At 71.5% G+C, this 25,196-nt stretch carries 19 protein-coding genes; 16 read left to right on the forward strand and 3 right to left on the reverse strand.

Translation table 11 applies throughout. The features are described 5' to 3' along the window. The first annotated feature begins 132 nt into the window (after positions 1 to 132). The 7 genes from AB0K36_RS22355 (at position 133) to AB0K36_RS22385 (ending at position 7,949) form a co-directional block, all read left to right on the forward strand. Entirely contained in the window at positions 133 to 1,614 is a 1,482-nt protein-coding gene (locus AB0K36_RS22355) for an NCS2 family permease (protein WP_364597113.1), read from the forward strand. Between the two features lie 35 nt (positions 1,615 to 1,649). Next, the gene (locus AB0K36_RS22360; protein WP_364597116.1) at positions 1,650 to 2,801 is read left to right on the forward strand and encodes an XdhC family protein; all 1,152 of its coding nucleotides are present in this window, start codon (positions 1,650 to 1,652) and stop codon (positions 2,799 to 2,801) included. A gap of 143 nt (positions 2,802 to 2,944) precedes the next feature. Then, complete coding sequence (locus AB0K36_RS22365) at positions 2,945 to 3,340, forward strand: TOBE domain-containing protein (RefSeq protein ID WP_053556799.1); 396 nt, start codon at positions 2,945 to 2,947, stop codon at positions 3,338 to 3,340. Positions 3,341 to 3,404: 64 nt separating this feature from the next. Further along, on the forward strand, positions 3,405 to 4,220 hold the full coding sequence (gene modA, locus AB0K36_RS22370) for a molybdate ABC transporter substrate-binding protein (protein WP_364597119.1): 816 nt from the start codon (positions 3,405 to 3,407) through the stop codon (positions 4,218 to 4,220). Between the two features lie 49 nt (positions 4,221 to 4,269). Next, positions 4,270 to 6,273, forward strand: coding sequence for an ABC transporter permease (locus tag AB0K36_RS22375; protein ID WP_364597122.1), 2,004 nt, complete (start codon positions 4,270 to 4,272; stop codon positions 6,271 to 6,273). Between the two features lie 129 nt (positions 6,274 to 6,402). Further along, a complete protein-coding gene (locus AB0K36_RS22380; RefSeq protein ID WP_189474887.1) occupies positions 6,403 to 7,029 on the forward strand; it encodes an RNA polymerase sigma factor in 627 nt (208 codons plus the stop codon). Next, a complete protein-coding gene (locus tag AB0K36_RS22385) occupies positions 7,026 to 7,949 on the forward strand; it encodes a hypothetical protein (RefSeq protein WP_364597125.1) in 924 nt (307 codons plus the stop codon). The genes AB0K36_RS22380 and AB0K36_RS22385 overlap by 4 nt, the downstream gene beginning before the upstream one ends. A gap of 129 nt (positions 7,950 to 8,078) precedes the next feature. On the opposite strand, the gene AB0K36_RS22390 is transcribed toward AB0K36_RS22385, so the two are convergent. Then, positions 8,079 to 9,074 carry an ArsR/SmtB family transcription factor gene (locus AB0K36_RS22390; RefSeq protein WP_364597128.1) on the reverse strand — a complete coding sequence of 332 codons (996 nt, stop codon included), beginning with the start codon at positions 9,072 to 9,074 and terminating at the stop codon, positions 8,079 to 8,081. Between the two features lie 67 nt (positions 9,075 to 9,141). On the opposite strand from AB0K36_RS22390, the gene AB0K36_RS22395 reads away from it, so the two are divergent. Next, entirely contained in the window at positions 9,142 to 10,050 is a 909-nt protein-coding gene (locus tag AB0K36_RS22395) for an aldo/keto reductase (protein WP_364597131.1), read from the forward strand. 219 nt (positions 10,051 to 10,269) lie between these two features. Here the strand turns inward: AB0K36_RS22395 and AB0K36_RS22400 are convergent, their stop codons facing one another. Further along, positions 10,270 to 12,111 (reverse strand): ATP-binding cassette domain-containing protein, encoded by a 1,842-nt coding sequence (locus AB0K36_RS22400; RefSeq protein ID WP_364597174.1) that lies wholly within the window; start codon positions 12,109 to 12,111, stop codon positions 10,270 to 10,272. Between the two features lie 355 nt (positions 12,112 to 12,466). Between AB0K36_RS22400 and AB0K36_RS22405 the strand changes: the two genes are divergently transcribed. The 7 genes from AB0K36_RS22405 to AB0K36_RS22435 all read left to right on the forward strand — a co-directional run bounded on the left by AB0K36_RS22405 (position 12,467) and on the right by AB0K36_RS22435 (position 22,803). Further along, complete coding sequence (locus tag AB0K36_RS22405; RefSeq protein ID WP_364597134.1) at positions 12,467 to 12,742, forward strand: hypothetical protein; 276 nt, start codon at positions 12,467 to 12,469, stop codon at positions 12,740 to 12,742. Positions 12,743 to 13,064: 322 nt separating this feature from the next. Further along, positions 13,065 to 13,529: a hypothetical protein gene (locus AB0K36_RS22410; RefSeq protein ID WP_364597137.1), complete on the forward strand. Its 465-nt coding sequence runs from the start codon at positions 13,065 to 13,067 to the stop codon at positions 13,527 to 13,529. A 122-nt stretch (positions 13,530 to 13,651) separates the two neighbouring features. Further along, complete coding sequence (locus AB0K36_RS22415; RefSeq protein ID WP_364597140.1) at positions 13,652 to 15,838, forward strand: FG-GAP-like repeat-containing protein; 2,187 nt, start codon at positions 13,652 to 13,654, stop codon at positions 15,836 to 15,838. 57 nt (positions 15,839 to 15,895) lie between these two features. Beyond that, complete coding sequence (locus AB0K36_RS22420) at positions 15,896 to 18,178, forward strand: FG-GAP repeat domain-containing protein (protein WP_364597142.1); 2,283 nt, start codon at positions 15,896 to 15,898, stop codon at positions 18,176 to 18,178. Between the two features lie 204 nt (positions 18,179 to 18,382). Next, positions 18,383 to 19,936: a pyridoxal phosphate-dependent aminotransferase gene (locus AB0K36_RS22425; RefSeq protein ID WP_364597145.1), complete on the forward strand. Its 1,554-nt coding sequence runs from the start codon at positions 18,383 to 18,385 to the stop codon at positions 19,934 to 19,936. 130 nt (positions 19,937 to 20,066) lie between these two features. Beyond that, on the forward strand, positions 20,067 to 21,515 hold the full coding sequence (locus AB0K36_RS22430; RefSeq protein WP_364597148.1) for a basic amino acid/polyamine antiporter: 1,449 nt from the start codon (positions 20,067 to 20,069) through the stop codon (positions 21,513 to 21,515). A 22-nt stretch (positions 21,516 to 21,537) separates the two neighbouring features. After that, positions 21,538 to 22,803 carry an arginine deiminase gene (locus AB0K36_RS22435; protein ID WP_364597151.1) on the forward strand — a complete coding sequence of 422 codons (1,266 nt, stop codon included), beginning with the start codon at positions 21,538 to 21,540 and terminating at the stop codon, positions 22,801 to 22,803. Positions 22,804 to 22,830: 27 nt separating this feature from the next. Here the strand turns inward: AB0K36_RS22435 and ppk2 are convergent, their stop codons facing one another. Continuing rightward, positions 22,831 to 23,811, reverse strand: a complete 981-nt coding sequence (ppk2, locus tag AB0K36_RS22440; RefSeq protein WP_364597177.1) for a polyphosphate kinase 2 — start codon at positions 23,809 to 23,811, stop codon at positions 22,831 to 22,833. Positions 23,812 to 23,921: 110 nt separating this feature from the next. Between ppk2 and AB0K36_RS22445 the strand changes: the two genes are divergently transcribed. Continuing rightward, entirely contained in the window at positions 23,922 to 25,049 is a 1,128-nt protein-coding gene (locus AB0K36_RS22445) for a winged helix DNA-binding domain-containing protein (RefSeq protein WP_364597154.1), read from the forward strand. Positions 25,050 to 25,196 lie beyond the last annotated feature (147 nt).

A 25,196-nucleotide genomic window follows, 5' to 3' on the forward strand; every position in this document is an offset into this window, starting at 1 on the left:
CAGCACCGCAGTAACCCGAAGAGCGAGTTCGTCTCGGGCCGTCCCCCGGGTCGTGCAGCCAAGCACCATCCCAAATCCCGCCATCACCAGTCTCCACGGCGGGTGCCCCTGTGAACCTTGGGAGTAGGCACCATGACCCAGCAGTCCACCGAGCCCCGGACCACGGCGGAGGACGCCGGCGCGGGATCGCGCCAGCCCGCCGGACGGTCCTGGCTCGACCGGTATTTCCACATCACCAAGAGAGGCTCGACCGTCGGCCGGGAGGTGCGTGGCGGCATCACCACCTTCATGGCGATGGCGTACATCATCCTGCTCAACCCGGTGATCCTGTCGGTGCCCGACGCGGCCGGCAACAGGCTCGACGGTGATCAGCTGACCACGGCGACGGCCTTCGCCGCCGCGGCGACCACCATCGTGATGGGCCTCGTCGGCAATGTGCCGCTCGCCCTGGCCGCGGGACTCAGCGTCTCCGCCGTCATGGCCTTCCAGGTCGCGCCCGAGATGACCTGGGAAAACGCGATGGGCATGTGCGTCATCTACGGCGCCGTGATCGTCCTGCTCGTCGTCACCGGTCTCCGTGAACTGATCATGAACGCGATCCCACTGGCGCTGAAGCACGCCATCACCATGGGGATCGGCCTGTTCGTCTGTCTCATCGGCCTGGTCCAGGCCGGGTTCGTGACCTCCATGCCCGGCGACGGAGGCATCGCCGGCGCCAAGCCGATCCAGCTCGGCACCAGCGACATGCTGACCGGCTGGCCGGTTCTCTGCTTCGCCGTCACCGTCCTGCTGATCTTCATGCTCCAGGTCCGCAAGGTCCCCGGCGCCATCCTCATCGGCATCATCGGCGGCACGCTGTTCGCCGCCGCCGTCCACCAGTTCGCCGGCCTCGACAAGGCCGACTGGGGCGGCCTCAACGCACCCGAGATCACCGGTTCCATCGTCTCCAGCCCCGACTTCGGGCTGTTCGGCGCCGTCTCCTTCGACGGGATGGGCAGCGTCGGCGGCATCACCGTCGGCGTCATCGTCTTCACCCTGGTACTGGCGGGCTTCTTCGACGCCATGGGAACCATCATCGGCATCGGCCAGCAGGCCGGTCTCGCCGACGACAAGGGCAAGATGCCGGGCCTCAACCGCGCCCTGGCCATCGACGGCGCGGGCGGCGCGATCGGCGGTGTCGCGGGCGCCTCCGGCCAGACCGTCTTCGTCGAGTCGACCGCCGGCGTCGGCGACGGCGCGCGCACCGGTCTCGCCAGTGTCGTCACCGGTCTCGCGTTCACGCTGTGCCTGTTCTTCACGCCGCTCGCCCAGGTCATCCCCACCCAGGTCGCGGCCGCCGCGCTCGTCGTCATCGGCTCGATGATGATGACCAACGCCAAGCACATCGACTGGAACGACTCCGCGACCTCGATACCGGTCTTCCTGACCACGGTGCTGATGCCGTTCACGTACTCCATCACCGCGGGCATCGCGGCCGGAGTCATCGCCCATGTGCTGATCAAGGCCGTCCAGGGCCGGGCACGCGAGGTGGGCTGGCTGATGTGGGTCCTGGCCGTCGTCTTCCTCGCCTACTTCGCGCTGCACCCCATCGAGGGCTGGCTCGGAGTCAAGTAACCGCCCGCCACCGAGAACACCCGAAGGAGACCGACATGCTGGACATCGCCGAAGAGCTGCACCGGTGGGTCGAGCAGGGCCGCAGTTTCGCTGTCGCCACCGTCGTGGCCGTCGGCGGCAGCGCGCCCAGGCAGCCGGGCGCCGCCCTCGCCGTCGACAGCGAGGGCACGGCGATCGGCTCGGTCTCCGGAGGGTGCGTGGAGGGCGCCGTGTACGAGCTGTGCCGGCAGGCCCTCGAGGACGGCGAAAGCGTCCTCGAGCGGTTCGGCTACAGCGACGAGGACGCCTTCGCGGTCGGCCTGACCTGCGGGGGCGTCATCGACATCCTCGTCACTCCGGTCCACGCGGACGCGCCCGCCCGGGCGGTGTTCGCGGCCGCGCTGGCCACCGCCGCTCGTGGGGAGGCGGCGGCGGTCGCGCGGATCACGGACGGGCCCGCCGACCTCGCGGGCCGCGCCCTGCTCGTACGGACCGACGGCACGTACGAGGGCACCTTCGGCGGCCATCGCGAACTGGACCGCACGGCGGCCCGCGAGGCCGGCGCGATGCTGGACGCCGGACGCACCGGCACCGTCGTCATCGGCGAGGACGGATCCCGCTGCGGCCGGCCGCTGACGCTCCTCGTCGAATCGAGCGTCCCCGCGCCGAGGATGATCGTCTTCGGTGCCATCGACTTCGCCGCCGCCCTGGTGCGCGTCGGCAAGTTCCTCGGCTACCACGTCACCGTCTGCGACGCGCGGCCCGTCTTCGCGACGGCGGGCCGCTTCAAGGAGGCGGACGAGGTCGTCGTCGAGTGGCCGCACCGCTACCTGGAGTCGACCGAGGTCGACGGCCGTACGGTGCTGTGCGTACTGACCCACGACGCCAAGTTCGACGTACCGCTCCTCGAGCTGGCCCTGCGGCTGCCGGTCGCCTACGTGGGCGCGATGGGCTCCCGCCGCACCCACGAGGACCGCAACAGGCGGCTGCGCGACGTCGGCGTCTCCGACCTCGAACTCGCCCGGCTGCGTTCACCGATCGGCCTCGATCTCGGCGCCCGTACGCCGGAGGAGACCGCGCTGTCCATCGGCGCGGAGATCGTGGCGAACCGCCGCGGCGGCACCGGTGTCTCCCTGACCGGCGCGCACACCCCCATCCACCACGACGGCCCCGACACGCCCACCGGTCGGATCGGGTCGGTGGCGTAGACGTCCGGCGGGCCGTAGACGTCCGGCGGGCCGGCCCACGGGGAAAGGCCCGTCCGTGGCATCACCCAAGCGGGGCGCATCTGCCATGGAGCTTCGGCCGAACAGGCTGTACCTGCGAGCTCCAGGCGCCTATCGTGGCGCATATGCAGTCCTACACCATCGGTCAGGCGGCGCGGCTGCTCGGCGTCAGCGCCGACACGGCGCGACGCTGGGCCGACGCCGGACGGGTCGCGACCCATCGTGACGACAGCGGTCGGCGCCTCATCGACGGCCGGGACCTGGCCGCGTTCTCCGTCGAGGTCGCCCAGGGCGGCGTCGGCGACGAGGAGACCTCGTACACCTCGGCGCGCAACGCCTTCCCCGGCATCGTGACCGCCGTCAAGCTCGGCGACGTCGCCGCACAGGTGGAGATCCAGGCCGGGCCGCACCGGCTCGTGTCCCTGCTCACCCGCGAAGCCGTCGAGGAACTCGGACTGGAGGTCGGCATGCAGGCCACCGCCCGGGTGAAGTCCACGAACGTGCACATCGACCGCGCCTGAACCGGGCGCCCGGCCGAGCCGTCCGCGCGATGCGGCGCACCGCAGCACAGAGGAGTCCCGTCCCGTGTTCCCCACCCCCGGCGGACGCCGCCGCTCTCCCGCTCCCGGGCGACGCCGCGCCGCGGCCGCGATCCTGACGGCCGCCCTGCTCGCCCCGCTCGCCGCCTGCGGCACCGGCGACGCCGACGGGAAGGGCGCCTCGGGCGAACCGTCCGCCGCCCGCCTCACCGTGCTCGCCGCGGCCTCGCTCACCGACGTCTTCAAGACCGCGGGCGACGCCTACGAGACGTCGCACCCCGGCACGGAGATCACCTTCTCCTTCGCCGGCTCGCAGGAGCTCGCCGCGCAGGTCAGGCAGGGGGCTCCCGCCGACGCCCTGGTCACCGCCGACAGCAGGACCATGGACGGCCTCGCCGCCGACACCGGCTCACCGGTCGTCATCGCGAAGAACAGGCTGGTCATCGCCACCGGGAAGGGCAATCCGCACAAGATCGGTTCACTCGAGGACCTCGCCGCGACCAAGCTCAAGGTCGTGCTCGCCGCGCCCGAGGTTCCCGTCGGCCGCTACAGCAGGCAGATCCTCCAGGGCCGCGACGTCGACGTGCGTCCGGTGTCCGAGGAGCCGAACGTCCGGGCCGTGCTCAGCAAGGTGGAGATGGGCGAGGCCGACGCGGGCATGGTCTACCGCACGGACGCCGCCGTCGCCGCCGACAGGGTCGACGCCGTCGACATCCCCGACGGCCACAACGCCGTCGCCTCCTACCCGGCGGCGACGCTGAAGTCGTCGCGGAACCCCGACGCGGCAGAGGCGTTCGTGACCTGGCTGACCGGCCCCGAGGCCCAGAAGATCCTCCGGGACGCGGGCTTCCAGCAGCCGTAACCGCTCTCCCCGCCGGCCGTCCCTCTCCGCTCGATCACCAGGACGCACCATGAAGCGCCTACGCGACACGCCCCCGTGGTCCCGCCCGACCGGCAGGCGGGACCGGCCCGGCAGGGGCATCGGAGCGCGTACGCCCGTGGTCCTGGCGGTCCCCGCGCTGCTCGCCGTCGCGTTCCTGCTGCTGCCCCTGGCCGGCATCCTCGGCCGGACCGCGTGGGGCGACATCGGCGGCCATCTGACCAGCCCCGGCGTCACCGAGGCGCTGCGGCTGTCGCTCGTCGTCTCCTTCTGGGCGCTCGGACTGTCCCTGCTGCTCGGCGTGCCGCTCGCCTGGGTGCTGGCACGGACCGACTTCCCGGGCAAGACGCTCGTCCGCTCGCTCGTCCTCCTGCCCATGGTGCTGCCGCCCACCGTCGGGGGAGTGGCTCTGCTGCTCGCCTTCGGCCGGCGCGGACTGCTGGGGCCGTGGCTGGAGGACACCTTCGGCATCACGCTGCCGTTCCACACCTCCGGAGCCGTCGTCGCCGCCACCTTCGTGGCCATGCCGTTCCTCGTCATCAGCCTCGAGGGCGCCCTGGGCGGTCTGCGCCCGGGCTACGAGGAGACGGCCGCCTCGCTCGGCGCCTCGCCGCTCCGGGTCTTCCTCACCGTCACCCTGCCGATGGTCGCCCCCGGGCTGATCGCCGGAGCGGCACTGACCTGGGCCCGTGCGCTCGGCGAGTTCGGCGCGACGATCACCTTCGCCGGCAATCTGCCGGGCACCACGCAGACGCTTCCCTTGCAGGTGTATCTCCTGCTCCAGGAAGAACCGGACGCGGCGACGTCGCTCTCACTCCTGCTGCTCGTCATCGCCATGGCCGTGCTGATCGCTCTGCGCGGCCGATGGACGGGCGGGGCTCCCGCCGCGGCCCGCCGCGCGCCCGCCGCCGTCGCCGAACCGGACGAACCCGGCCCCCTGTCCCCGGAAGCCCCGGGAGCCCCGGCGGCCTCGCCGGCCGGGTCGCCGGCGGCGGACGGACGCTGGCCCCTGCACGCGGAGGTCACCGGCTTCGACGAACTCACCCTCGACGCCGCACCCGGCACCACCATCGCCGTCGTCGGCCCCAACGGCGCGGGCAAGACGACCCTGTTGCGCGCCCTCCTCGGACTGACCCCGCGCGCCCACGCCGCCCTCCGGCTCGGCGACACCGACGTGTCCGCCCTGCCGCCCCACCGCCGCGGTGTGGCCTGGGTGCCCCAGGACGGCGCGCTGTTCCCGCACCTGAGCGCCCTCGGCAACACCGCGTACGGGCTGCGCTCGCGGGGCGTCTCCCGTACGGAGGCCCGCCGCAGCGCACAGGAGTGGCTCGAACGGCTCGGAGTCGGCCATCTCGCCGCCCGCAGACCCGGCCAGCTCTCCGGCGGCCAGGCCCAGCGCGTCGCCCTCGCCCGCGCCTTGGCCGCCCGGCCTCGGCTGCTGCTGCTGGACGAACCGCTCGCCGCCCTCGACCAGACGACCCGGGCACAGGTACGCCACACCCTCCGCGGTCATCTCGACAGCTTCGGCGGTGTCTGCCTGATCGTCACCCACGACCCGGTGGAAGCCGTGTCGCTGGCCGACCGCGTACTCGTCCTCGACGACGGCCGCGCCGTCCAGGACGCGCCGCCCGCGGAGGTCACCCGCCATCCCCGTTCGCCGTGGGTCGCGCGGATGCTCGGCCGCAACGCCTGGCCCGGCACAGCGGTGGCCGGCGGCATCGAACTCGGCGGCGGCGGACGGCTCGTGGTGGCCGATCCGCTGACACCGGGCACGGACGTCCTCGCGATCATCGCCCCGGAGGCGGTGTCCGTGCACCGCGAACGCCCTGGCGGCAGCCCCCGCAACGTCTGGCCCGGCACCGTGCGCGAGATCACCACCGTGGGGAGCCGGCTGCGCGTCCTCGTCACCTCGCCGCACGCGCCGGACCTGGTCGCCGAGATCACTCCGCAGGCGGCGGCCGAACTGGGCCTGGCGGAAGGGGAGTCGGTCTGGACGGGCGTCAAGGCCACCGAGGTCACCGTGGTGGGCCTGTGATTCCCCGCGCCGCCGCCCGCGCCCGCCCGCGAGGCCGGTGAGCTGTGACGTTTGCGCGGGCGACGGCGCTGACCACTACGGGGGACATGGGCACGGGTGCGCCGTGCCGGCGGGAACGAAGAGGGCCGAGTGGGCAAGGGGCGGGGCAGCCGGCGTGCGGAGACGCACGACAAGGAGCTCGGCGATGCGGTGGTGCGGGCACAACGAGGTGACGAGGCCGCCTTCTCGGCGGCCTATCGACTCGTCCACCCTCCGCTGCTCGGTTATCTGCGCGGCCTCGTGGGCGACGACGCCGAGGACGTCGCGTCCGACGCGTGGCTTGAAATAGCCCGTGACCTCGGGCGCTTCCGCGGCGACGGAGCCGGCTTCCGAGCGTGGACGGCGACCATCGCCCGCCACCGCGCCATGGACCACCTGCGCCGGATCCGGAGCCGCCCGCGCGGGACGGTCCTCGAGAGCGAGCTCACCGGACTGCCCGCCCCGCAGGACACGGCGGCAGAGGCCTTCGAGACCGTCTCCACCCAGGAGGCCCTTGCCCTCATCGCCCAACTGCCGCGGCAGCAGGCGGAGGCGGTGCTCCTGCAGACCGTCATCGGACTCGACGGGCCGGCCGCCGCACGCGTACTGGGCAAACGCCCGGGAGCCGTGCGCTCCGCCACCCACCGGGGACTCAGACGGCTGGAGAGATACCTGGCGTCGCCGCCGCGCGGCGGTGTGACAGATTCGGACTCCCCTTCGCTGGGAGATGCGAGATGACCGAAAACCGATCCGGAGATGCCGTGGGCCCCGCCGCGCCGCCGCAAGCTTCGCCGCAGCCGCAGCCGCAGCCGCAGCCGCAGCCGCAGCCGCAGCCGCAGCCGCAGCCGCAGCCGCAGTTGTCCGCGGAGTCGAGGCAGCCGACGCTCGACGAGCTGCTCGCCGCCGCCGCGCGCCCGGCACCCGTCGCTCCCCATGCCGAGGAGAACGCCCTGGCGGCGTTCCGCGCCGCCCGTGACGAAGGGGCGCTCGAGCTGCCCACCCGCCCCGAGGACGACTGGCGGCCGGCGGAGACGCGGACCCGTGTCCCCTGGATCCGGGCCGGTGCCGGCGCACTCGTCGCCGGTGTCATGCTCGGCGGCGTCGCGATGGCGGCCGGCGCGATCCCGGCCCCGTTCGCGGAGCCGCCCGCCGACAAGCCGCGCCCGGCTCCCCGCGTCCTTCCGTCCGGCGCGGAGGAGCGGAGCACCGGTGCGACTCCGCCCGCCACGGTGCCCGCCGTCCCGGCCGCCACCGTCCCGGGAGCTCACGAACACCCGCCTACCGCCAAGGACCTGACCGCCCATTGCCGCGCCTATGAGGCGGCAGCGGCGGCAGGCCGGAACCATGGAAAGCCGGGCGGCGGCAACGCGAACGGCAGCAACGCGAACGGCGGCAAGGCCGACGGGCGAGGGGCCGAGGGCGGCGCCGACGAACGTGCCGTGAGCGAGCGGTTGGCCGCCGTCGCCGGCGGACCCGACCAGGTCGAGGCGTACTGCGCGCGCCTGTCGCCGAACCGCCCGGCCGCCCCGGCGGGCGAAGGGAACGGCCCGAGGGCCGGCGAGAACGCCGGCGCCGACGCACCGTCCCCCCTCGATCCCCAGGCGGGGCCGGACAAGTGGCGTGCCCCGATGCAGAAGCCGTCAGGTTCACGGCAGTAGGACGGGCAGGACGTTCACGGCACCGCGAGCGGCCCACCTGCCCCGAACTCGACGATGATGCGGCGTTCCTCCTATGGCTACCGCCGGCTCGGCGGTCGGCTCCGGAAATCCTTCGGGGTGAGCCGAGTCTCAAGTGGAGGCGGCATTGAGGAGGGTTTCGGCCGCGGCGGTGCGGGCGTAGAGGACGGAGCGGCCGGCGCGGTGGGCGCTGACCAAGCCCGCGTTGCGCAGTGCGGTGAGGTATTGGGATACCCCGGCCGGGGAGAGCCCGGTGCGGTGGGCCAATTGTGTGGTGGAGGCCGGGGTCTCCAGTTCGGTCAGCAGCAGGGTCCGCGAGCGGCCGAGTACGACGGCGAGGGTGTCGGTCCGGGGGAGGGGCCGCGCGTTCCACAGTGAGCCGACACCGCGCGCCGGATAGGCAAGTTGTGGTGGATCCGGCAGCGTGGTCCGGGTGCGCAGTCCCGGTCCGGTGAAGACCGAGGGGATCAGCAGCAGTCCTGTACCTGCCGTCCTGCGGGTCAGCGGCTGTTTTCTGCCGGCTATCCGTAGTGCGTTGTCGTCCCAGCTCACCGAAGCGTGCAGGTCGTCGAAGAGGCGGCCCGCGCCGTGCTCGGCGACCATGCGGGCCCGGTAGAAGATGTCTGCGTCCAGAACTGCCCGGATCCGTGCCCAGTAGGGGGCCAGCGCCAGCTCCCAGTACGTTTCCAGTTCCTCCGTGACCTTGGCCAGGCGGGTCCGCGGGTCGGCGTGGAGTGTCCGCAGTCGGGGGCCGAGCCTCCGCTGGTGGCGGGCCAGGTGGGCGAGGTCCCGGCGTACCCGGTCGGCGGGGGAGTCGAGGATCGCATCGCGCTCTGCCGCCGGTGTGGGGGCCGGTCCGGCGGGGGCCGGGTTGAGGAAGTCGGGGACGTAGCCGGTGGGCGGGATCAGCTCGGAGAGCCAGCCTCGGTCCAGCCCGGCGGCCACCATGCGCGGCCGCACCTGGTCGGCCCAGGGCCGGTGGACCGGGTGCGCGGCGGCAGACCTCAGCAGCCGGAAGCTGGGCGCGACCTCCCACATCGGTGAGACGGCGAACCGCACCTGTGCCAGATCGCTCGCCGAGAACGCCAACTCCGCCAGGACGACCACTCCTCAATGGATTCAGGGATTTCTGAATCATTGGCGGGCCAGCCTACCGTGCGGAGATCATCCCGCCATGACCTCACAGACGATCACCGCAGCGGCGTCGGGCACCTTCGATCTCGGCGACCTGACGGTCAACCGGGTCGGGTTCGGCACGATGCGCCTGCCCCAGCACGGCGTGGCGTTCGCGGCAGATGCCGTCCCGCGCGACCGCGGCCAGGCAATGGGCGTGCTGCGCCGCGCGGTCGAGCTCGGCGTGAACCACATCGACACCGCGGCGTTCTACTTCTCGCCGCTGCGCTCCGCGAACGAGCTGATCAACCGGGCACTGGCCCCCTACCCGGACGACCTCGTCATCACCACCAAGGTCGGACCAGGCCGCGACCCCTCGGGCCAGTGGCTGCCGCACGCCACCCCGGAGCAACTGCGCGGCCAGGTCGAGGAGAACCTCCGCCAGCTCGGCCGCGACCACCTCGACGTGGTGAACCTGCGCATCGTCGGCACCGATTCGATCGCCGAACGATTCGGCGCACTCGCCGAACTGCGCGAGGCCGGACTCATCCGTCACCTGGGCCTGTCCAACGTCCGCCCCCACCACCTCGCCGAGGCCCAGGCCATCGCGCCGGTGGTCTGCGTCCAGAACATGTTCGGCATCGGCGCATCGCCCGAGCAGAAGGAATTCCTGCACACCTGCGGTGAACAACGCATCGCGTTCGTGCCGTTCTACTCGATCGCCGGCACCGGACGCGACGGCGGCGCGACCAGCGACGACAAGAGTCAGGTGCACACCATCGCCCGCGCCCACGGGGTGAGCACAGCCCAGATCCGGCTGGCCTGGACGCTGCACCAGGGCCCCCACGTCCTGGCCATCCCCGGCACCGGCGACCCCGACCACCTCGCCCAGAACGTGGCCGCCGGCGTCCTGCGCCTTTCCCAGGACGAACTCACGGTCCTGGACTCCCTCGACCACGAAACAGCATGAACGAGGCCAGGATCCGGCTCAGGACAGCCGAGTTCGCTGTAGAGGCGGCCGGCCTGGATACCGTCGATCGCGGCCCGGGCGCAGGGCACGATCGGGGAGGGGAAGCGGGTCGATGGGCCACCCATTCCAGCTGACGCGCCGGTCCGGCTCCCGCACCACCGCCTCGCCCGGCTGACCCGGCTGCGGGCGAGGCCCGGGCCGTCGCATCCGAGGTCGGGTCTAGGGGGCGCTCCCGGTAGTTCGCTGCTGCAGGTCCCACAGGGAGCGGAAGAGCCCCGGCCCCTGGGTGAGTTCCTCGTATGTGCCTTCCTGGACGATGCGCCCTTGGTCGAGGACGATGATCTTGTCCGCGATGGCGACGTTGGCGAGCCGGTGAGTGATCAGCAGGATCGCCCGGTCCTTGGCCAGGTCCCGCAGCCCGGTGAAGATGCGATGCTCGGCTCGCGCGTCGAGAGCTGCGGTGGGCTCGTCCATCACCAGCAGAGCCGCCTGGCGGTGGAACGCCCTGGTGAGCACCACCTTCTGCCACTGGCCCCCGGACAGTTGTTGGCCGCCGAACCATTCCGAGGTCAGCAGGGTGTCCAGACCGGACCTGAGACCGGGCAGCATGTCCGTCGCCCCGGACGCCTCACAGGCGGCGAGCACAGCGGCATCGCTCGTGTCACCCTGCCCGAACGTGATGTTGTCCCGCAGGCTCAGGGGCAGGTAGGTGTACTTCTGCGGGACCAGGGCGACATGCTTCCACGCGCTCCAGGGATCCATCTCCGCAGTGGTCGTGTGGTTCCAGGCCACCTCACCGGCCGTGGGCAGCAACAGGCCGCACATCAGCCGCGACAGGGTGGACTTGCCCGACCCGTTCTCTCCGACCAGCGCGACGATCTCCCCGCGCCGCACCTGGAGAGACACCCCGCAGAGACTGTCCTCCGGGGCACCGTCGTACCGGTACGTGACGTCGCGGACCTCGAACCGCTCCGGTGCCGCGGGCAGCGCCTCGGCGCCCCGGGAGGCTGCCATGGCCTGCCCGTGGGCGTTGTCGAGGAAGTTCTGCCAGTCCTGCACGTACCACCCTGTGCGTACCGATCGGGCACCGCCGTTGATGATGCCGCGCACGGAGCCGGTCGCTGTCTGAAGGGCGAAGACGGCGCCTCCGCCGGCTGCAAGGCTCATGCGTCCGGAGGCCAGGAGCCACAGCAGCGCGGCCCACACCGCGGCCGCCGCCACCCCGCCGGCAATCGCACCGGCCAGACCCATCCACGCGCCGGTGTCAGCGGCTTCGCGTTCGGCGGCGTTGACCGAGGCGGCGAGCCGCCGGTAACGGGCGACGAGGAACGGTCCGGCCAGGCAGGCCCGCATCTCCTCGCTGGACTCCATGTAGGCCATGTGCCAGCGGAGCTTGTGCAGCATCCGGCGCCGCCCCGAGGTCTCCAGTCCTGCCAGGTACACCACCCGGGCGGCCCGCACGTACGCCGCGGCCTGCGGCAGACATGCCAGGAGAAGCAAAGGAAGAAGCAGCGGGTGCAGCACGGCAAGAACGGTCGCGCCGGCGACGAGTGTCGCAGTGGCGGCCAGCACGTCCTGCGCCTCGTCCACCAGGTCCGGGGTGACTTGGGCACCGCGGTCGGCGATGTCATAGGCGTCGTTGTAGCCGGGCTTGTTGTTCGCGGCCGGTTCCGCACCGAGCGCGGCCTCGATCATCGTCAGTTCCGCCGCCCGGGCGAGCACCGGCCGCAGCCGACCGGTCAGCCAGACGACCGTGATCCCCAGCAGCGCCCGCAACCCGGTGGCCGCGGCCACGACCGCCAACTGTGGCGCCGCTTCCCACAGACGGTCGGTGATGTCGCCCGACGAGATCAGCGCGGTGATCGTCCCCGTGACGGCGAGCAGCCCCAGTGCGGCGAGCACGCCGGTACCGATCTGGCACGCCAGCAGTCCGGCAGCCGCGCCCCGGTCCACCCGCCATGCCATCTTCAGAGACCGCAGAATGAGCGCGGGCAGCCGCCGCGCCATGGTGCCGGTGGTCAGCTGCGCGCCGGCCTGATGCCGGGATTCATCCCGGTACAGGAACTCCTCGTCCTGCGCTTTGCTCGTGTCGTCCGAAGCACCGGCATTCGCTGTGCCGGGATCCGGCTTCTGATGTGTGTTGGCCGAGGTCAACGTGGTCCCCCTTCACGGTCGCTGCGGCTGGGTCGTCCAGCTCAACGACCCGGCTCGGATTTCGAACACCTGTATTTCGGTCGGGCTCGGAATCCCGGAATCGAGGGGGAGGCAGAGCATGCGGTATGCACCGACCCATGGGGTCTACGGGGGGAGCCGCTGAGAGGAGATGGCCGAAACGCCGAGGCTGGTCTTCAGGCACCCCCGGGCCGTGCGGGTGTCCACCGGCCGCAGGCCGCCGCCCGTGCTTAAGGTGCCCCTTGTGGACCTGGACGACGATCTGGACCGGTTGAGCCGCGACGAACTCGTGGCCGAGGTGAGAGCGCTGCGCGGGGGTATCCGCGCGCACCGGGACAGCTCGGGCCACGATCTGTGCTGGCACCACCCGCAGTTGTGGGGACTGCTGCCGGAGCGTGTGGAGCCCGAGGTGGCGGTGCCGCCGTGGCCGCGGTTCATGCGCGGCTGTGTCCGCTACCGGGAGTCCCTCCAGGAACAGTTGCCCGACGCGCCGGTCGACGACCGGGAGTACGGCGGCTAGGCACGCACCAGACCCCGCTCCCTGATCCGATCCGGCCTGACCCAAACGAAAGACCCTAGGCCGGTCGGCCGACGACAATCCCGGACACAACGTGCTCAGGACGCAGCCTGCCCGGACTCGGCCCGCACGGGCGCCACTCGCCCCAACTCGGCCTGCGCGGCTGCTCCCTGACCATGGCTGCCGTGCGACGCTCCGACCAGGCCGAAGGTTGTACGCCGCACGCTGATTTTCTTGTGAGAACAGCCACCTGTGCCGTCCGTGATGCTCCCGCCCGTGTTTCCGCTGGGTCCGGTGAGGCCATCGTTGTGGAAAGGCGGATGCCGTGGAAGATCACGGAGCAGGACTGCCGGACGCCAGGGGCATGCGGAGCTACACCGCCCGGTTCGTCACGGAGATGAGCGAGCGCAGCAGACTGCCGCTCGACTACAGCGTGACGAGCCTGAGACTGGTCGATGTCGTCGTCGACGGACTCAGACGCAACAGACCCGTCCGTACCGGGGTGGTCCGCTTCCTCGACGGGCTCGGCGCCTACACCGGCGAGGTGATGGTCAGACGGGCCGGTGCCTGCTGGGTGGACCTCGACGCCGGACAGCGAGAGATGTTCGGCCAGCCGGTCGGCGTGCGGATGCCGGACGGGCGGGTGTGGAACCCGCTCGGCAAGGTCGTCAAGCGGTTCGAGCACGGCCCCGGCGAGTCGGTCGAGCAGTTCTATCTGCTGCTGCACGGCCGCCGTACGCCACGGGTACGCAGGCGTACGGCACAACAGGCCGCCTGCGGCGGCCGATGACCTGAACAGGGCGGAGATCAGACCTCCGTTCGGGCGGCCGGTACAACCACTTCGCCCGACCGCGAGTCAACCGGGTGGTCCGCACCTGCGTGCGGACCACCAGGCTCGTTCGAGGAGGACCCTTGATTTCCCTGCGCACCCATCGACGCCGCACCGCCGGCTGTGCCGCCACCGTTCTTGCCGTCACCCTCGGCGCAGGCGCGCTGACCGTCCCCGCCGCGGGCGCCGCGACGTCGCCGGCCACGGGGGCGACGAGGACGCAGGACGGCATCGTCAAGGTGCCGCCCCACTCCACGATCCTGGCCGCGGGCCGTGCCGGCTTCATCAGCACGAACGACTACCGCCTCGACTCCAGGGCCTGGATCCGGTACGAGGACGGGGTGCGCACCACGCTCGACCACATATCGCGGAACCACCTCGCCGGGGACTCGGTCCTGGAGTGCGGCTCGACCGAAGCCACCGTGCGCAACCTGGCGACGGACACCACCGTCACCGTGCCCAAGGGCAGCGGCTACTGCATCGGCCTCGCGGGCGGCGCGGCCTTCACCAGGCTGCACTCCGGCGGCTCTACCGCGCTCTGGATGCACACCAGGGCCGAGGGCTCCCGCCAGGTCACCGGTCTGCCGGCCGGCGCCACGGACATCCAGGTGAAGCACGGCGACGCCGTGCACGGCCTCCTCCAGTACCTGGCCGACGGGGTCCTGCACCGCGCCGTGATCGACCTCGCCACCGCCACCGTCACGGAGGACCACGCGGCTCCCCTCGCCGACCGGTGGATGTTCGAGGTCGCCCTCTCCGCGACCCGGATCGCCTGGGCCGAGTACGACCCGGCGTCCCGCAAGGCGTATCTGGTCGTGCACACCCTCGGCGGCGACGAGAAGGAGATTGTCCCCGTCGCCGTCACGTCGCCCCAGGTGGAATTCCTCGGCGACTGGCTCGTCCACGCCACCTCGTACGGCGCCGACAAGCTCACCCCGTCCCCGTATCACGCGTTGACCTTCCGCAATCTGAAGACCGGCGCCACGGCCACACTCCTCGACCACGTCAAGGACATCGTCGCCACCCCCGAAGGCGACCTGCTGGTCAGCGGCGGGAAGCTCGGCACGGGCGACGGCGTCTACCGCGTCTCACTCGGCCAGGACGGCATGCCGGCCGCGGCCTTCGTCGCGGCCAGCGGCTACCCCGCCGAACTCGCGGAGGTTCACGAGCCCCAACTGCCGCCCACGACGGTCGACTTCGACAAGTCCCGCAGTGTTCCCCTCATCCAGTACTTCAACCACCAGGGCGTGAAGTTCACCGGAACGGTCCGCCACGTGCGGACCGGCAAGACCTTCAGTTACACGCAGAACGGCTTCTTCGAGGCCGGGGACGAGGGGTACTACCCCCACGGCTTCTGGATGGGGGAGGACTGGTACGGGCACCTCGACGCCCAGAACCCCGCCGACCCCAAGGCGACCGTCGAGGCCTACAACGGCGCCTACACCTGGGAGACCACGGCGGAGTCGGGCGCGGGATTCGGGCCGGCCATCGAGCGGTCCGGCACGTTCACCGTCAAGCGGGCCCCGAAGCCGCACGACTTCGACGACAACGGCTCTCCGGACCTGCTGGCGCGGGACGCCTCCGGTGTCCTGTCGACGCCCGACGCCGGCACGATCGGCGGAGGATGGCAGATATACGACCGCATCGAGGCCACCGGCAACATCGCCGGCTCCACCCACGCCGACATCGTCGCCCGCGACAGGTCCGGTGTCCTCTGGCTCTACCAGGGCAACGGAGTCGGCGGCTTCGCCGGACGCGTGAAGGTCGGCGGCGGTTGGCAGACCTACGACAAGCTGACCGGCGGCAGCGACTTCACCGGCGACGGGCGCCCCGACCTGGTCGCCGCCGACAAGACCGGCGTCCTCTACCTCTACAGGGCCACCGGCAACGCATCCGCGCCCTTCGCCGCCCGCAAGAGGATCGGTTCCGGCTGGGGCGTCTACAACCAGCTCACCGCCACCGGCAACCTCGCCGGAGCGGGCGCCGGGGACCTCGTCGCCCGCGACAAGGACGGCGTCCTGTGGCTCTACCTCGGCAAGGGCGACGGAACCTTCACCGGCCGCACCCGTGTGACCTCCGGCTGGGGCCGCTACAGCGAACTGATCGGCTCGGGGGACTACGACAACGACGGGAAGAACGACCTGCTGGCCCACGAGCCGGGCACCGGCACGGTCTACCGCTTCCCCGGCACGGGCCTGCGGACCACCCCCTTCGAGGGTCGCAAGGCGACCACCGAATTCAAGGGTGGCTCGTACAACCACTTCGCCTGATCGAAGGTCTCACCGGGCGTGGCACCGCCGTGCCCGGTCCTTTTCTGGGGGTTCACCTTGCAGCAGCGTTCTTCCGGTCGCCGTCTCGCCGCCGCCGCGACCGTCGCCCTCGCGGTCACCGCAGGGACGCTGACGGGCGGCCCCGCCGCCCTGGCCGAGCCCGTCGCCGGCCCCGCGGCCGCGGCTTCGGCCGTGGCGGCCGACCCGGTCCGCTTCCCGTCGAACGCGGAGCTCGCGGGCGCCGGCGCCACCGGCTTCCTCACCCGCTCCACCGACGGGTCGCAGGAGCTGCGCTGGACCCCGTACGCGGGCGGCGCGTCGACCGTGGTCACCCCGCCGGCCGGCGGCGGCGTGGCCGCCACGGGCACGGACGTGCTCGTTCTCGGCGACGCGCCCGCGCCCGCGTTCTTCCGCTCCGTCACGCTCAGGAACATGGCCGACCCTTCGGCCCCGGACGTCTCCATGGACCTCGGCCCGATCTCCGCGACGTACGTGGCGGCCGTGAGCCCGACGAGTGTCCTCGCCCAAGTGACCGCGCAGGACGGGACGAAGGAGCTGCACCTCGTCTCGAAGGAGGCCGGGCGGCTCACCAGCCGGAAGGTGGACGGGCTCCCGGCCGACGCGGGGGACTTCTTCACGTCCGCGCCCGTGCGGGACGGCGAGGCGTTCGTCGGGTACGGGACGGGGCCGGCCGGGGCGCGGACCGGGGGCCGGGCCGTGATCGACCTGGCCGCCGCGAAGGCCGCCGACTCGTACGCGTCCGCCGAATCCGGTTACCTGGTCCACACGTTGGCGTTCTCGGCCACGCATGTGGCCTGGTCCGAGCACGACAGCGCCGGCTGGGCCGTCGTCTCCGTCGACCGCGAGACCCGTACCGAGCGGCGGTTCCCGCTGGGCAAGGCCGAGGAGCTGTACATCGGCCTCACGGGCAGCCGGCTGGTGTACGCCACCCCGTCCGCCCTCACCGACAGCGCGCCGAGTCCCCACCAGACCGTGCGGGCCGTGTCCCTGACGGGCGACGACACGGTCGACCTCATCGCCTATACCCCCACGCCCCCGCGTCCCGCGGCGGACGGGAGCCTGCTGGTCGGCGGCGGCCGGGTCGAGGACGGCGAGGGCCTCTTCCGGGTCTTCGCCGGCCAGGACGGGCAGCCCGTCGTCACGCAGGTCGCCACCTCGTACCGGCCGACCGCGATCGCCTACCTCGGCAGCGCACTGCCCAGTCTGAACTTCGACAGGAGCCAGGAGCACCTGCTGAAGTGGCGGCTGTCGCGGCTCAACGCCGATGTGACCGTCACACTCACCCACCGGGTGACCCGGCAGAGCTTCACCCGTGAGGTGAGACTGAGCCCGGACTCCCCGTACGTACTGGACGCGCACACCTTCGGCATCCCCTGGCAGGGCGTCCTCGACGACACGACCCCGACCGGGCGGTCCGCCTACAACGGACCGTACGACTGGTCGATCCGCGTCGTCCCGCAGAACGGGATCGGTCCCGAGCTGCGGAAGACGGGCGGGACGGACGTCTACCGCCAGACGAAGCCGCACGACTTCAACTACAACGGTTCGCCGGACATCCTCGCCCGCGACGCCACCGGGCGGCTGTGGCGGACCGACACCGTCTTCGACACTGCCGGGAACCGGCTCGCCCTCCCGGGCCAGGCGCGGAGCGAGGTCGGTCCGGGCTGGGGCGTCTACAACACCATCGAGAACCTCGGCACGGCCAGCAGCTGGGACGAGGCTCCCGGCATCGTCGCCCGCGACACGTCCGGTGTGCTCTGGCTCTACCCCGGCCTCAACAGCCCGACGGTGCCGTTCTCCCGGCGGCAGCAGGTCGGCGGCGGCTGGCAGGTGTACGACAAGCTCGCGGGCAGCGACCTCAACGGGGACCACAACGCCGACCTGGTCGCCGCCGACAGGTCCGGCACGCTGTGGTTCTACGAGGGGACCGGCTTCTACAAGTCCCTTTTCAAGACGCGCAAGAAGATCGGCGGGGGCTGGCAGATCTACAACCACATCACCGCCGTCGGCAACGTCGCGGGCGCCCCCGCCGGGGACCTCGTCGCCCGCGACAAGGACGGCGTCCTGTGGCTCTACCTCGGCAGGGGCGACGGCACCTTCACCGCCCGCACCCGCATCGGCGGCGGCTGGAACGCCTACTCCGAGCTCGTCGGCATCGGCGACGGCAACCGTGACGGGAAGCCCGACCTGTACGCCTACGGCCCGAACGGCACCGCCTACTACTACGCCGGCACCGGAAGCCGGAGCGCACCCTTCGCAGGCCGCACCCCCACCAAGGCCCTGGTGAACGACGGCGTCCGCTACGACCACGTGCTCTGAGGCGACGCACACCACCGGGCGCCGCGGCGCCCCGCGACAAAGACCGGACGCTCCGGCTCTTCCAGGGCGCCGGTGGCATCGGTTCCCCGGTCCGGGAGCCGCCGCCGACGCGACGGGACCGTTGAACGGCGTGTGACCTCCGCCCGTACCTTCTGGCGGCCCGTGCGGATCCGCACGGGCCGCCAAAAGGCAGGGAGGCACGTCTTGGCCGGCAGCAACGGCAGCAATGTCACCGCTCTCTTCCGCGCGTCCACCGCGCACAGCCCGTCCTACTTCACGCTGGACAGGGCGGGCGGCGGCGCGGCCGGCGAGATCGTGGACTTCTGCATCCCCTGCAACCCGTACTTCCCGACGCCCGCCATGTTCGACGAGCTCGGCAGCAGGCTCAGGGAGATCCTGACCTACTACCCGAGCGGCTCCGAGACGATCACCGCCGAGCTCTGCCAGCTGCTCGGCCTCAATCCCCAGACCGTCGCCATGGGCAACGGCTCCACCGAACTGATCACCTGGATCGACCATCTGCTCGTCCACGAGTCGCTGGCGGTCCCCGTGCCCACCTTCGGCCGCTGGACGGACCAGCCGATGGAGACCGGCAAGCGGGTGGACATGCTGCTGCTGCCCGAGGCGCGCGGATTCGTCCTCGACCCGGCGTCCTTCGTGCAGTTCGTGCGCAGCAGAGGCTCCCGCGTCGCCGTCGTCTGCAACCCCAACAACCCCGACGGCGGCCTGCTCACCAAGCAGCAGGTGCTGTCCCTCCTCGACCAGCTCCAGGATCTGGACCTGGTCGTCGTCGACGAGTCGTTCCTCGAATTCGCCGACGCCGGGCAGGAGACCAGCGTCGCGGCCGAGGCCGTGCTGCGGACGAACGTGATCGTGCTGCGCAGCCTCGGAAAGAACTTCGGCCTGCACGGGGTGCGTTTCGGCTATCTCGTCGCCAATCCCGGACTCGCCGGCAAGGTGCGCGCCGCGCTGCCCAAGTGGAACATCAACTCCTTCGCGGAGACCGTGGTGTTCATGCTCAAGCAGCACCGCCAGGAGTACGCGGAGAGCCTCGCGCAGGTGGGCCGCGACCGGCAGGACATGATCTGGCGGCTCTCCCAGCTGCCCGGTCTCACCGTCTATCCCTCCCAGGGCAACTTCGTGTACGTGAGGCTTCCCGAAGGAGCCGACGGGGCGATCCTGCGCGACCGGCTGCTCGCGGAGCACGGCGTCCTGGTGCGGGAGTGCGGCAACAAGATCGGCAGCTCCAGCCGGTTCGTCCGGCTGGTGGTGCGTCCCGAACCGGACGTGGCGCGGCTGGTCTCCGCGATGGAACTCGTGCTGTACGGCGAGCACATCCGGTCCGCGCCCGCCCCGCCGCCCGCGCCGGAGCCGCCGCAGCCGATGCTCGCGCAGATACCGGTACGGTCGCAGCCGCTGCCCCGGACCGACGCGCAGGCGCAGGCGGTGCAGGCGCAGGCCCAGCAGTCGGCCCAGCAGCCGGCCGTGGCGCCCATGCTCGCCCAGGCGCAGGCGGGGCAGCCGGTCGCCGCCCCGATGCTGGCGCAGGTGCCGGCCCAGGCCCAGGCCCAGTCGTCAGGGTCCCAGCCGCTGCCGCAGCACGCCCCGCCGCTCGCCCTCACCCGGACGCCGCCCGCCCAGCAGCCGCTCGGCGCCCGGGGCCTGGCACCCGCTCAGGCCGCCCGGCCCGGCGCGGGGGGAGCCGCGGGCTACACGTCCGGCACGGCGGCGGTGGACCGCCTCATCTCCCAGGCGTGAGCGCCGTCGGCTTCATGCGGACGTGAGAGCCCCGGCCCGGGAGACTCCGTATCCGGCATTCGGCATGAACCGGTGGATAAGCGATATATTCCGCTACCGGTGACCGGTCGGCCGTACGGAGCGGGGAGACATGACGACCCAAGGTGACACCACCGCGGAGACCCGGCCGGCCGTCAAGCTGACCTTCATGACGCTCACCGCCATGGTCGTCGGATCCATGGTGGGCGCGGGGGTGTTCTCCCTGCCGCGGCGCTTCGCCGAGGAGACCGGCGTCGCGGGCGCGCTCATCGCGTGGACCGTGGCCGGCACCGGCATGCTGATGCTCGCGTTCGTCTTCCAGTCGCTGGCCGTGCGCAGGCCCGACCTCGACGCGGGTGTCTACGCCTACGCCAAGGCCGGGTTCGGCGAATACCTCGGCTTCTTCGCCGCCTTCGGCTACTGGGCCAGTGCCTGCGTCGGCAACGTGACGTACTGGGTGCTCATCATGTCGACGATCGGAGCCGTCTGGCCCGCGCTCGGCGACGGCGACACCCTGCTCGCGGCCGTGCTGTCCTCGATCGGGCTGTGGGGGTTCTTCCTCCTCATCCGGCGCGGTGTGAAAGAGGCCGCCGCGATCAACCGGATCGTCACCGTCGCCAAGATCGTCCCGATCCTGGTCTTCGTCGTCATCGCGCTGTTCTACTTCGATGCGGGCGTCTTCGCCGACAACTTCGGCGGTGCCGACTACGCGGGCTCCCTCTTCGACCAGGTCCGCGGGACCATGCTCGCCACGGTGTTCGTCTTCCTGGGCGTCGAGGGCGCGAGCGTGTACTCGCGGCACGCCAAGCGCCGGGCCGACGTGGGGCGCGCCACGGTGCTCGGCTTCCTGAGCGTCTTCGCGGTCTTCGCCTCCGTCACCATCGTGTCGTACGGGATCATGCCGATGGCCGAGATCGCCGAGCTCCGCCAGCCGTCGATGGCCGGCGTCCTGGAGGCGGCGGTCGGCCCGTGGGGCAAGGTGTTCATCAGCGTCGGCCTGATCGTCTCCGTCCTCGGGGCATATCTGGCCTGGACGCTGATGGCCGCCGAAGTGCTGTTCGTGGCCGCCAAGGACGACGACATGCCGCGTTTCCTGAAGCGGTCCACCGCGGCCGACGTGCCGGAACCGGCGCTGGTGATGACGACGCTGCTCAGCCAAATCGTCCTGATCGTCACGCTCTTCTCCGACGATGCCTTCAACTTCGCGCTCGACCTGACGAGCGCCCTCACCCTCATCCCGTTCCTGCTCGCGGCGGCGTTCGCGCTCAAGATCGGGATCAGGCCTGACGACAGGACCGTCGGCGGCCGCGGTTCCGGCCGGGAGCTGACGGTCGCCGCCGTCGCCACCCTCTACTCGGCCTTCCTGCTCTACGCCGCCGGGCTGAAGTTCGTCCTCGTCTCCTTCATCATCTACGCGCCCGCCACGTTCCTCTTCGTGAAGGCCCGCAGGGAACAGGGCAAAAAGCTGTTCTCGCCCGCCGAGATCGTCATCTGCGCCGTTTCGGTGGCCGGTGCCGTGCTGGGCGTCGTCGCCCTGGCCGCCGGCTGGATCACCCTTTGACCCGGAGACCAGGAAGGCTCACATGACGACCGACACCACCAGCAGCGCCCGCCCGTCGTACGGCGTCCACTCGGAGGTCGGCAGACTCCGCAAGGTCCTGGTCTGCGCCCCCGGCCTCGCCCACCGCCGGCTCACCCCCACCAACTCGGACGACCTGCTCTTCGACGACGTGATGTGGGTCGACAACGCCCGGCGCGACCACGCCGACTTCGTCGACAAGCTCCGTGAACGGGGCGTCGAGGTCGTCGAGTTGCACAACCTGCTCATGCAGACCATGGCGATCGGCGAGGCCCGGTCGTGGCTCCTGGACCGGAAGATCACGGCCAACGAGGTCGGCATCGGTCTCATCGACTCCACCCGCGCCTTCCTCGAGACGCTCGAGCCCCGCAAGCTCGCCGAATACCTGATCGGCGGCCTGGCGACCGCCGACCTGCCCGAGGAGTTCCGCCCGGGATACGTCGCCCTCGCCCGCGAATCGACCGGCGTACGCGAGTACCTCATGCCGCCGCTACCCAACACCCTCTACACCCGCGACACGACCTGCTGGCTCTACGGCGGCCTGACCCTCAACCCCCTCTACTGGCCCGCCCGCCACGACGAGACGCTGCTGATGAAGGCGATCTACGAGTTCCACCCCGACTTCGCCGGCTCGACCGTGTGGTGGGGCGACCCCGAACTCGACTGGGGCCAGGCCACGTTCGAGGGCGGCGACATCATGCCCGTCGGAGGCGGCGTAGTCCTCATGGGCATGAGCGAACGCACCTCCCGCCACGCCATCACCCAGGTCGCCGCCGCGCTCTTCGCGAACGGCGCCGCCCGGCACGTCATCGTCGCCGGCATGCCCAAACTACGCTCCGCGATGCACCTCGACACCGTCTTCACCTTCGTAGACCGTGACATCGTCACGCTCTACCCGAAGATCATGGACGCGGTGCACACCTTCTCGCTCCGCCCGTCCGACAAGGCGCCCGGCGTGGAGATCACGGACGAGGGGTCGGCGGCCTTCACCGACGTCGTCGCCAAGGCCCTCGGCCTGTCCGGGCTGCGCATCATCGAGACCGCCGGCGACGTCTACGCCTCCGAACGCCAGCAGTGGGACAGCGGGAACAACGCCGTCGCCCTCGAGCCGGGCGTGGTGTTCACCTACGACCGCAACACCCAGACCAACGCCCTGCTGCGCAAGGCCGGCGTGGAGGTCATCACCATCGTCGGCGCGGAGCTGGGCCGCGGCCGGGGCGGCGGCCACTGCATGACGTGTCCGATCGTCCGTGATCCGGTCGACCTCTGACCTGCCCGCCCGCGGCGGCCGGGGCGCTCAGGCGCCGGTCCCACCGCCCGGGTGCGCGCCCGGCCCCTCGGCATGACCGGCGAGCGGGGTCGGGGACAGGGAGGCGTTCTCCTCACCCGGCTCCAGGAGCGTGTCGGCCGGCCCGACGATCAGCGGGTCCGGCCGTCCGACGGCGTCCGGGTCCTTGCTGTCGTAGTCCACGCGCCACAGCAGACTGCGCATGGCCTCCAGGCGACCACGGCGCTTGTCGTTGCTCTTGACCACCGTCCACGGGGCGTGCCCGGTGTCGGTGGCCCGGAACATGTCCACCTTGGCGGCCGTGTACTCGTCCCACAGGTCCAGCGACGCCACGTCCGTGGGGGACAGCTTCCACTGGCGCACCGGATCCACCTGCCGGATCGCGAAGCGGGTGCGCTGTTCCGCACGCGAGACCGAGAACCAGAACTTGACCAGGATGATCCCGTCCTCGACCAGCATCCGCTCGAACTGCGGGCACTGGTGCAGGAACAGGTCGTACTGCGGCTTGGTGCAGAACCCCATGACCCGTTCCACACCGGCCCGGTTGTACCAGGAGCGGTCGAAGAACACGATCTCGCCCGCGGAGGGCAGATGGGCCGCGTAACGCTGGAAATACCACTGCGTCGCCTCGCGTTCCGTCGGCTTCTCGAGCGCCACCACGCGTGCGCCACGAGGATTCAGCCGCTCCGTGAAGCGCTGGATCGTGCCGCCCTTCCCTGCCGCGTCGCGTCCCTCGCAGATCACGATCAGCCGCTGACCCGAGTCCTTGACCCAGCGCTGCAGCTTCAACATCTCGATCTGCAGCACTCGCTTCTGCCGCTCGTACTCGGCTCTGCGGACCTTGCGCTCGTACGGGTAGTTCTGCCGCCAGGTCTTGATCGGGTGGCCGTTCTCGTCCAGGAGCACCGGGCGCTCCGGCTGGCTCGTGTCCACGGTCATCCCGTCGAGCAGCGCCTGCCCCTCCGGGTCCCGCTCCGTCGCGTCGTCCATCGCTGCCACCTGCCCGGTCCGGCTGCCGATCACGTATCCATCATGATCCCATCCGACAGCTCCCGCTGTTGCGGACGGAGGCTGTCCGCAACCCTCGGTACCGTGCGGGCATGGCTTCGAAAACCGCGACCCACCCCGTTCTCGGCACCCGTGAGCTCAACCGCGCCACCCTCGCCCGGCAGCTCCTGCTGCGGCGCGCGCAGCGGGCCGAGATGCCCGTCGCGGCGGCCGTCGCGCACCTCGTCGGGCTGCAGGCCCAGAACGTGAAGCCGCCCTACTACGCGCTCGACGCCCGGCTGGAGGCGTTCGATCCGCAGGAGCTGTCCACGCTGATGGAGGCCCGTGAAGTAGGGCGCATCGTGACCATGCGGTCCACCATCCACACGCACACCGCCGACGACTGCCTGGGACTGCGGCCCCTCGTCCAGCCGGCCAGGGACCGCGAGCTGGCGCAGTTCCGCGCCGGGCTCGTCGGCGTCGACCTCCAGCGGCTCGCGCTCCTCGCGCGCGAACTCGTCGAGGACGAGCCGCGGACCATGAAGGAGCTGCGGGACGCGCTGCTCGCGCACTGGCCGGACGCCGATCCGTTCGCGCTGTCCGTCGCCGCCCGGTGCTCACTGCCGCTGGTGCAGGTCACCCCGCGGGGACTGTGGGGCAGGAGCGGCCAGGTCCGGCTCACCACCGCGGAGCGGTGGTTCGGCCGGCCGTCGGAATCCGAACCGGACGCCGATGACGCCGTACGGCGCTATCTCGCCGCGTTCGGGCCGGCCTCCGTCAAGGACTTCCAGACCTGGTCCGGGCTGACGCGGACACGAGAGGTCTTCGAACGGCTGCGGCCGGGGCTCGCCGTGTTCCAGGACGAGTACGGCGTGGAGCTCTTCGACCTCCCCGACGCGCCCCGGCCCGACGCCGGCACCCCGGCCCCGGCCCGTCTTCTGCCCGAGTTCGACAACCTCCTGCTCTCGCACGCGGACCGGCGCCGGGTGGTGTCCGCGGATCACAAGGGGCTCACCTGGCGGGGGAACCAGGCGTACCGCACCTTCCTCCTCGACGGCTTCTTCGCCGGGATCTGGGGGCTGGAGGAGACCGGGGACACGGCGACGGTGACGTTGCAGCCGTTCGACGCGCCGACGAGGGCCCAGCGGGAGGAACTGGCGGGCGAGGCGGAGCGGATGCTGCGGACGATGCGGGCGGGGGCGTCGCACGAGGTGCGGTTCGGGCGGGTGGGGGCGGCGTAGCGCCTGCGGCGGGTGCCTTTCCCCACCCCGCCCCTTCCCGAACCGGGGGCTCCGCCCCCGGACCCCCGCGCCTCAATCGCCGGCGGGGCTGGATACCGCGCAGCGGCATTTCCAGCCCGCCCGGCGATTGAGGGCACCGCGCGGAGC

The sequence above is a fragment of the Streptomyces kurssanovii genome, assembly GCF_040677245.1.
GTDB lineage: Bacteria > Actinomycetota > Actinomycetes > Streptomycetales > Streptomycetaceae > Streptomyces > Streptomyces kurssanovii.

Coding starts and splice junctions, on each gene's coding strand:
- AB0K36_RS22355 (WP_364597113.1), top strand. CDS start 133: ATGACCCAGCAGTCCACCGAGCCCCGGACCACGGCGGAGGACGCCGGC.
- AB0K36_RS22360 (WP_364597116.1), top strand. CDS start 1,650: ATGCTGGACATCGCCGAAGAGCTGCACCGGTGGGTCGAGCAGGGCCGC.
- AB0K36_RS22365 (WP_053556799.1), top strand. CDS start 2,945: ATGCAGTCCTACACCATCGGTCAGGCGGCGCGGCTGCTCGGCGTCAGC.
- AB0K36_RS22375 (WP_364597122.1), top strand. CDS start 4,270: ATGAAGCGCCTACGCGACACGCCCCCGTGGTCCCGCCCGACCGGCAGG.
- AB0K36_RS22385 (WP_364597125.1), top strand. CDS start 7,026: ATGACCGAAAACCGATCCGGAGATGCCGTGGGCCCCGCCGCGCCGCCG.
- AB0K36_RS22395 (WP_364597131.1), top strand. CDS start 9,142: ATGACCTCACAGACGATCACCGCAGCGGCGTCGGGCACCTTCGATCTC.
- AB0K36_RS22430 (WP_364597148.1), top strand. CDS start 20,067: ATGACGACCCAAGGTGACACCACCGCGGAGACCCGGCCGGCCGTCAAG.
- AB0K36_RS22435 (WP_364597151.1), top strand. CDS start 21,538: ATGACGACCGACACCACCAGCAGCGCCCGCCCGTCGTACGGCGTCCAC.
- ppk2 (WP_364597177.1), bottom strand. CDS start 23,811: ATGGACGACGCGACGGAGCGGGACCCGGAGGGGCAGGCGCTGCTCGAC.
- AB0K36_RS22445 (WP_364597154.1), top strand. CDS start 23,922: ATGGCTTCGAAAACCGCGACCCACCCCGTTCTCGGCACCCGTGAGCTC.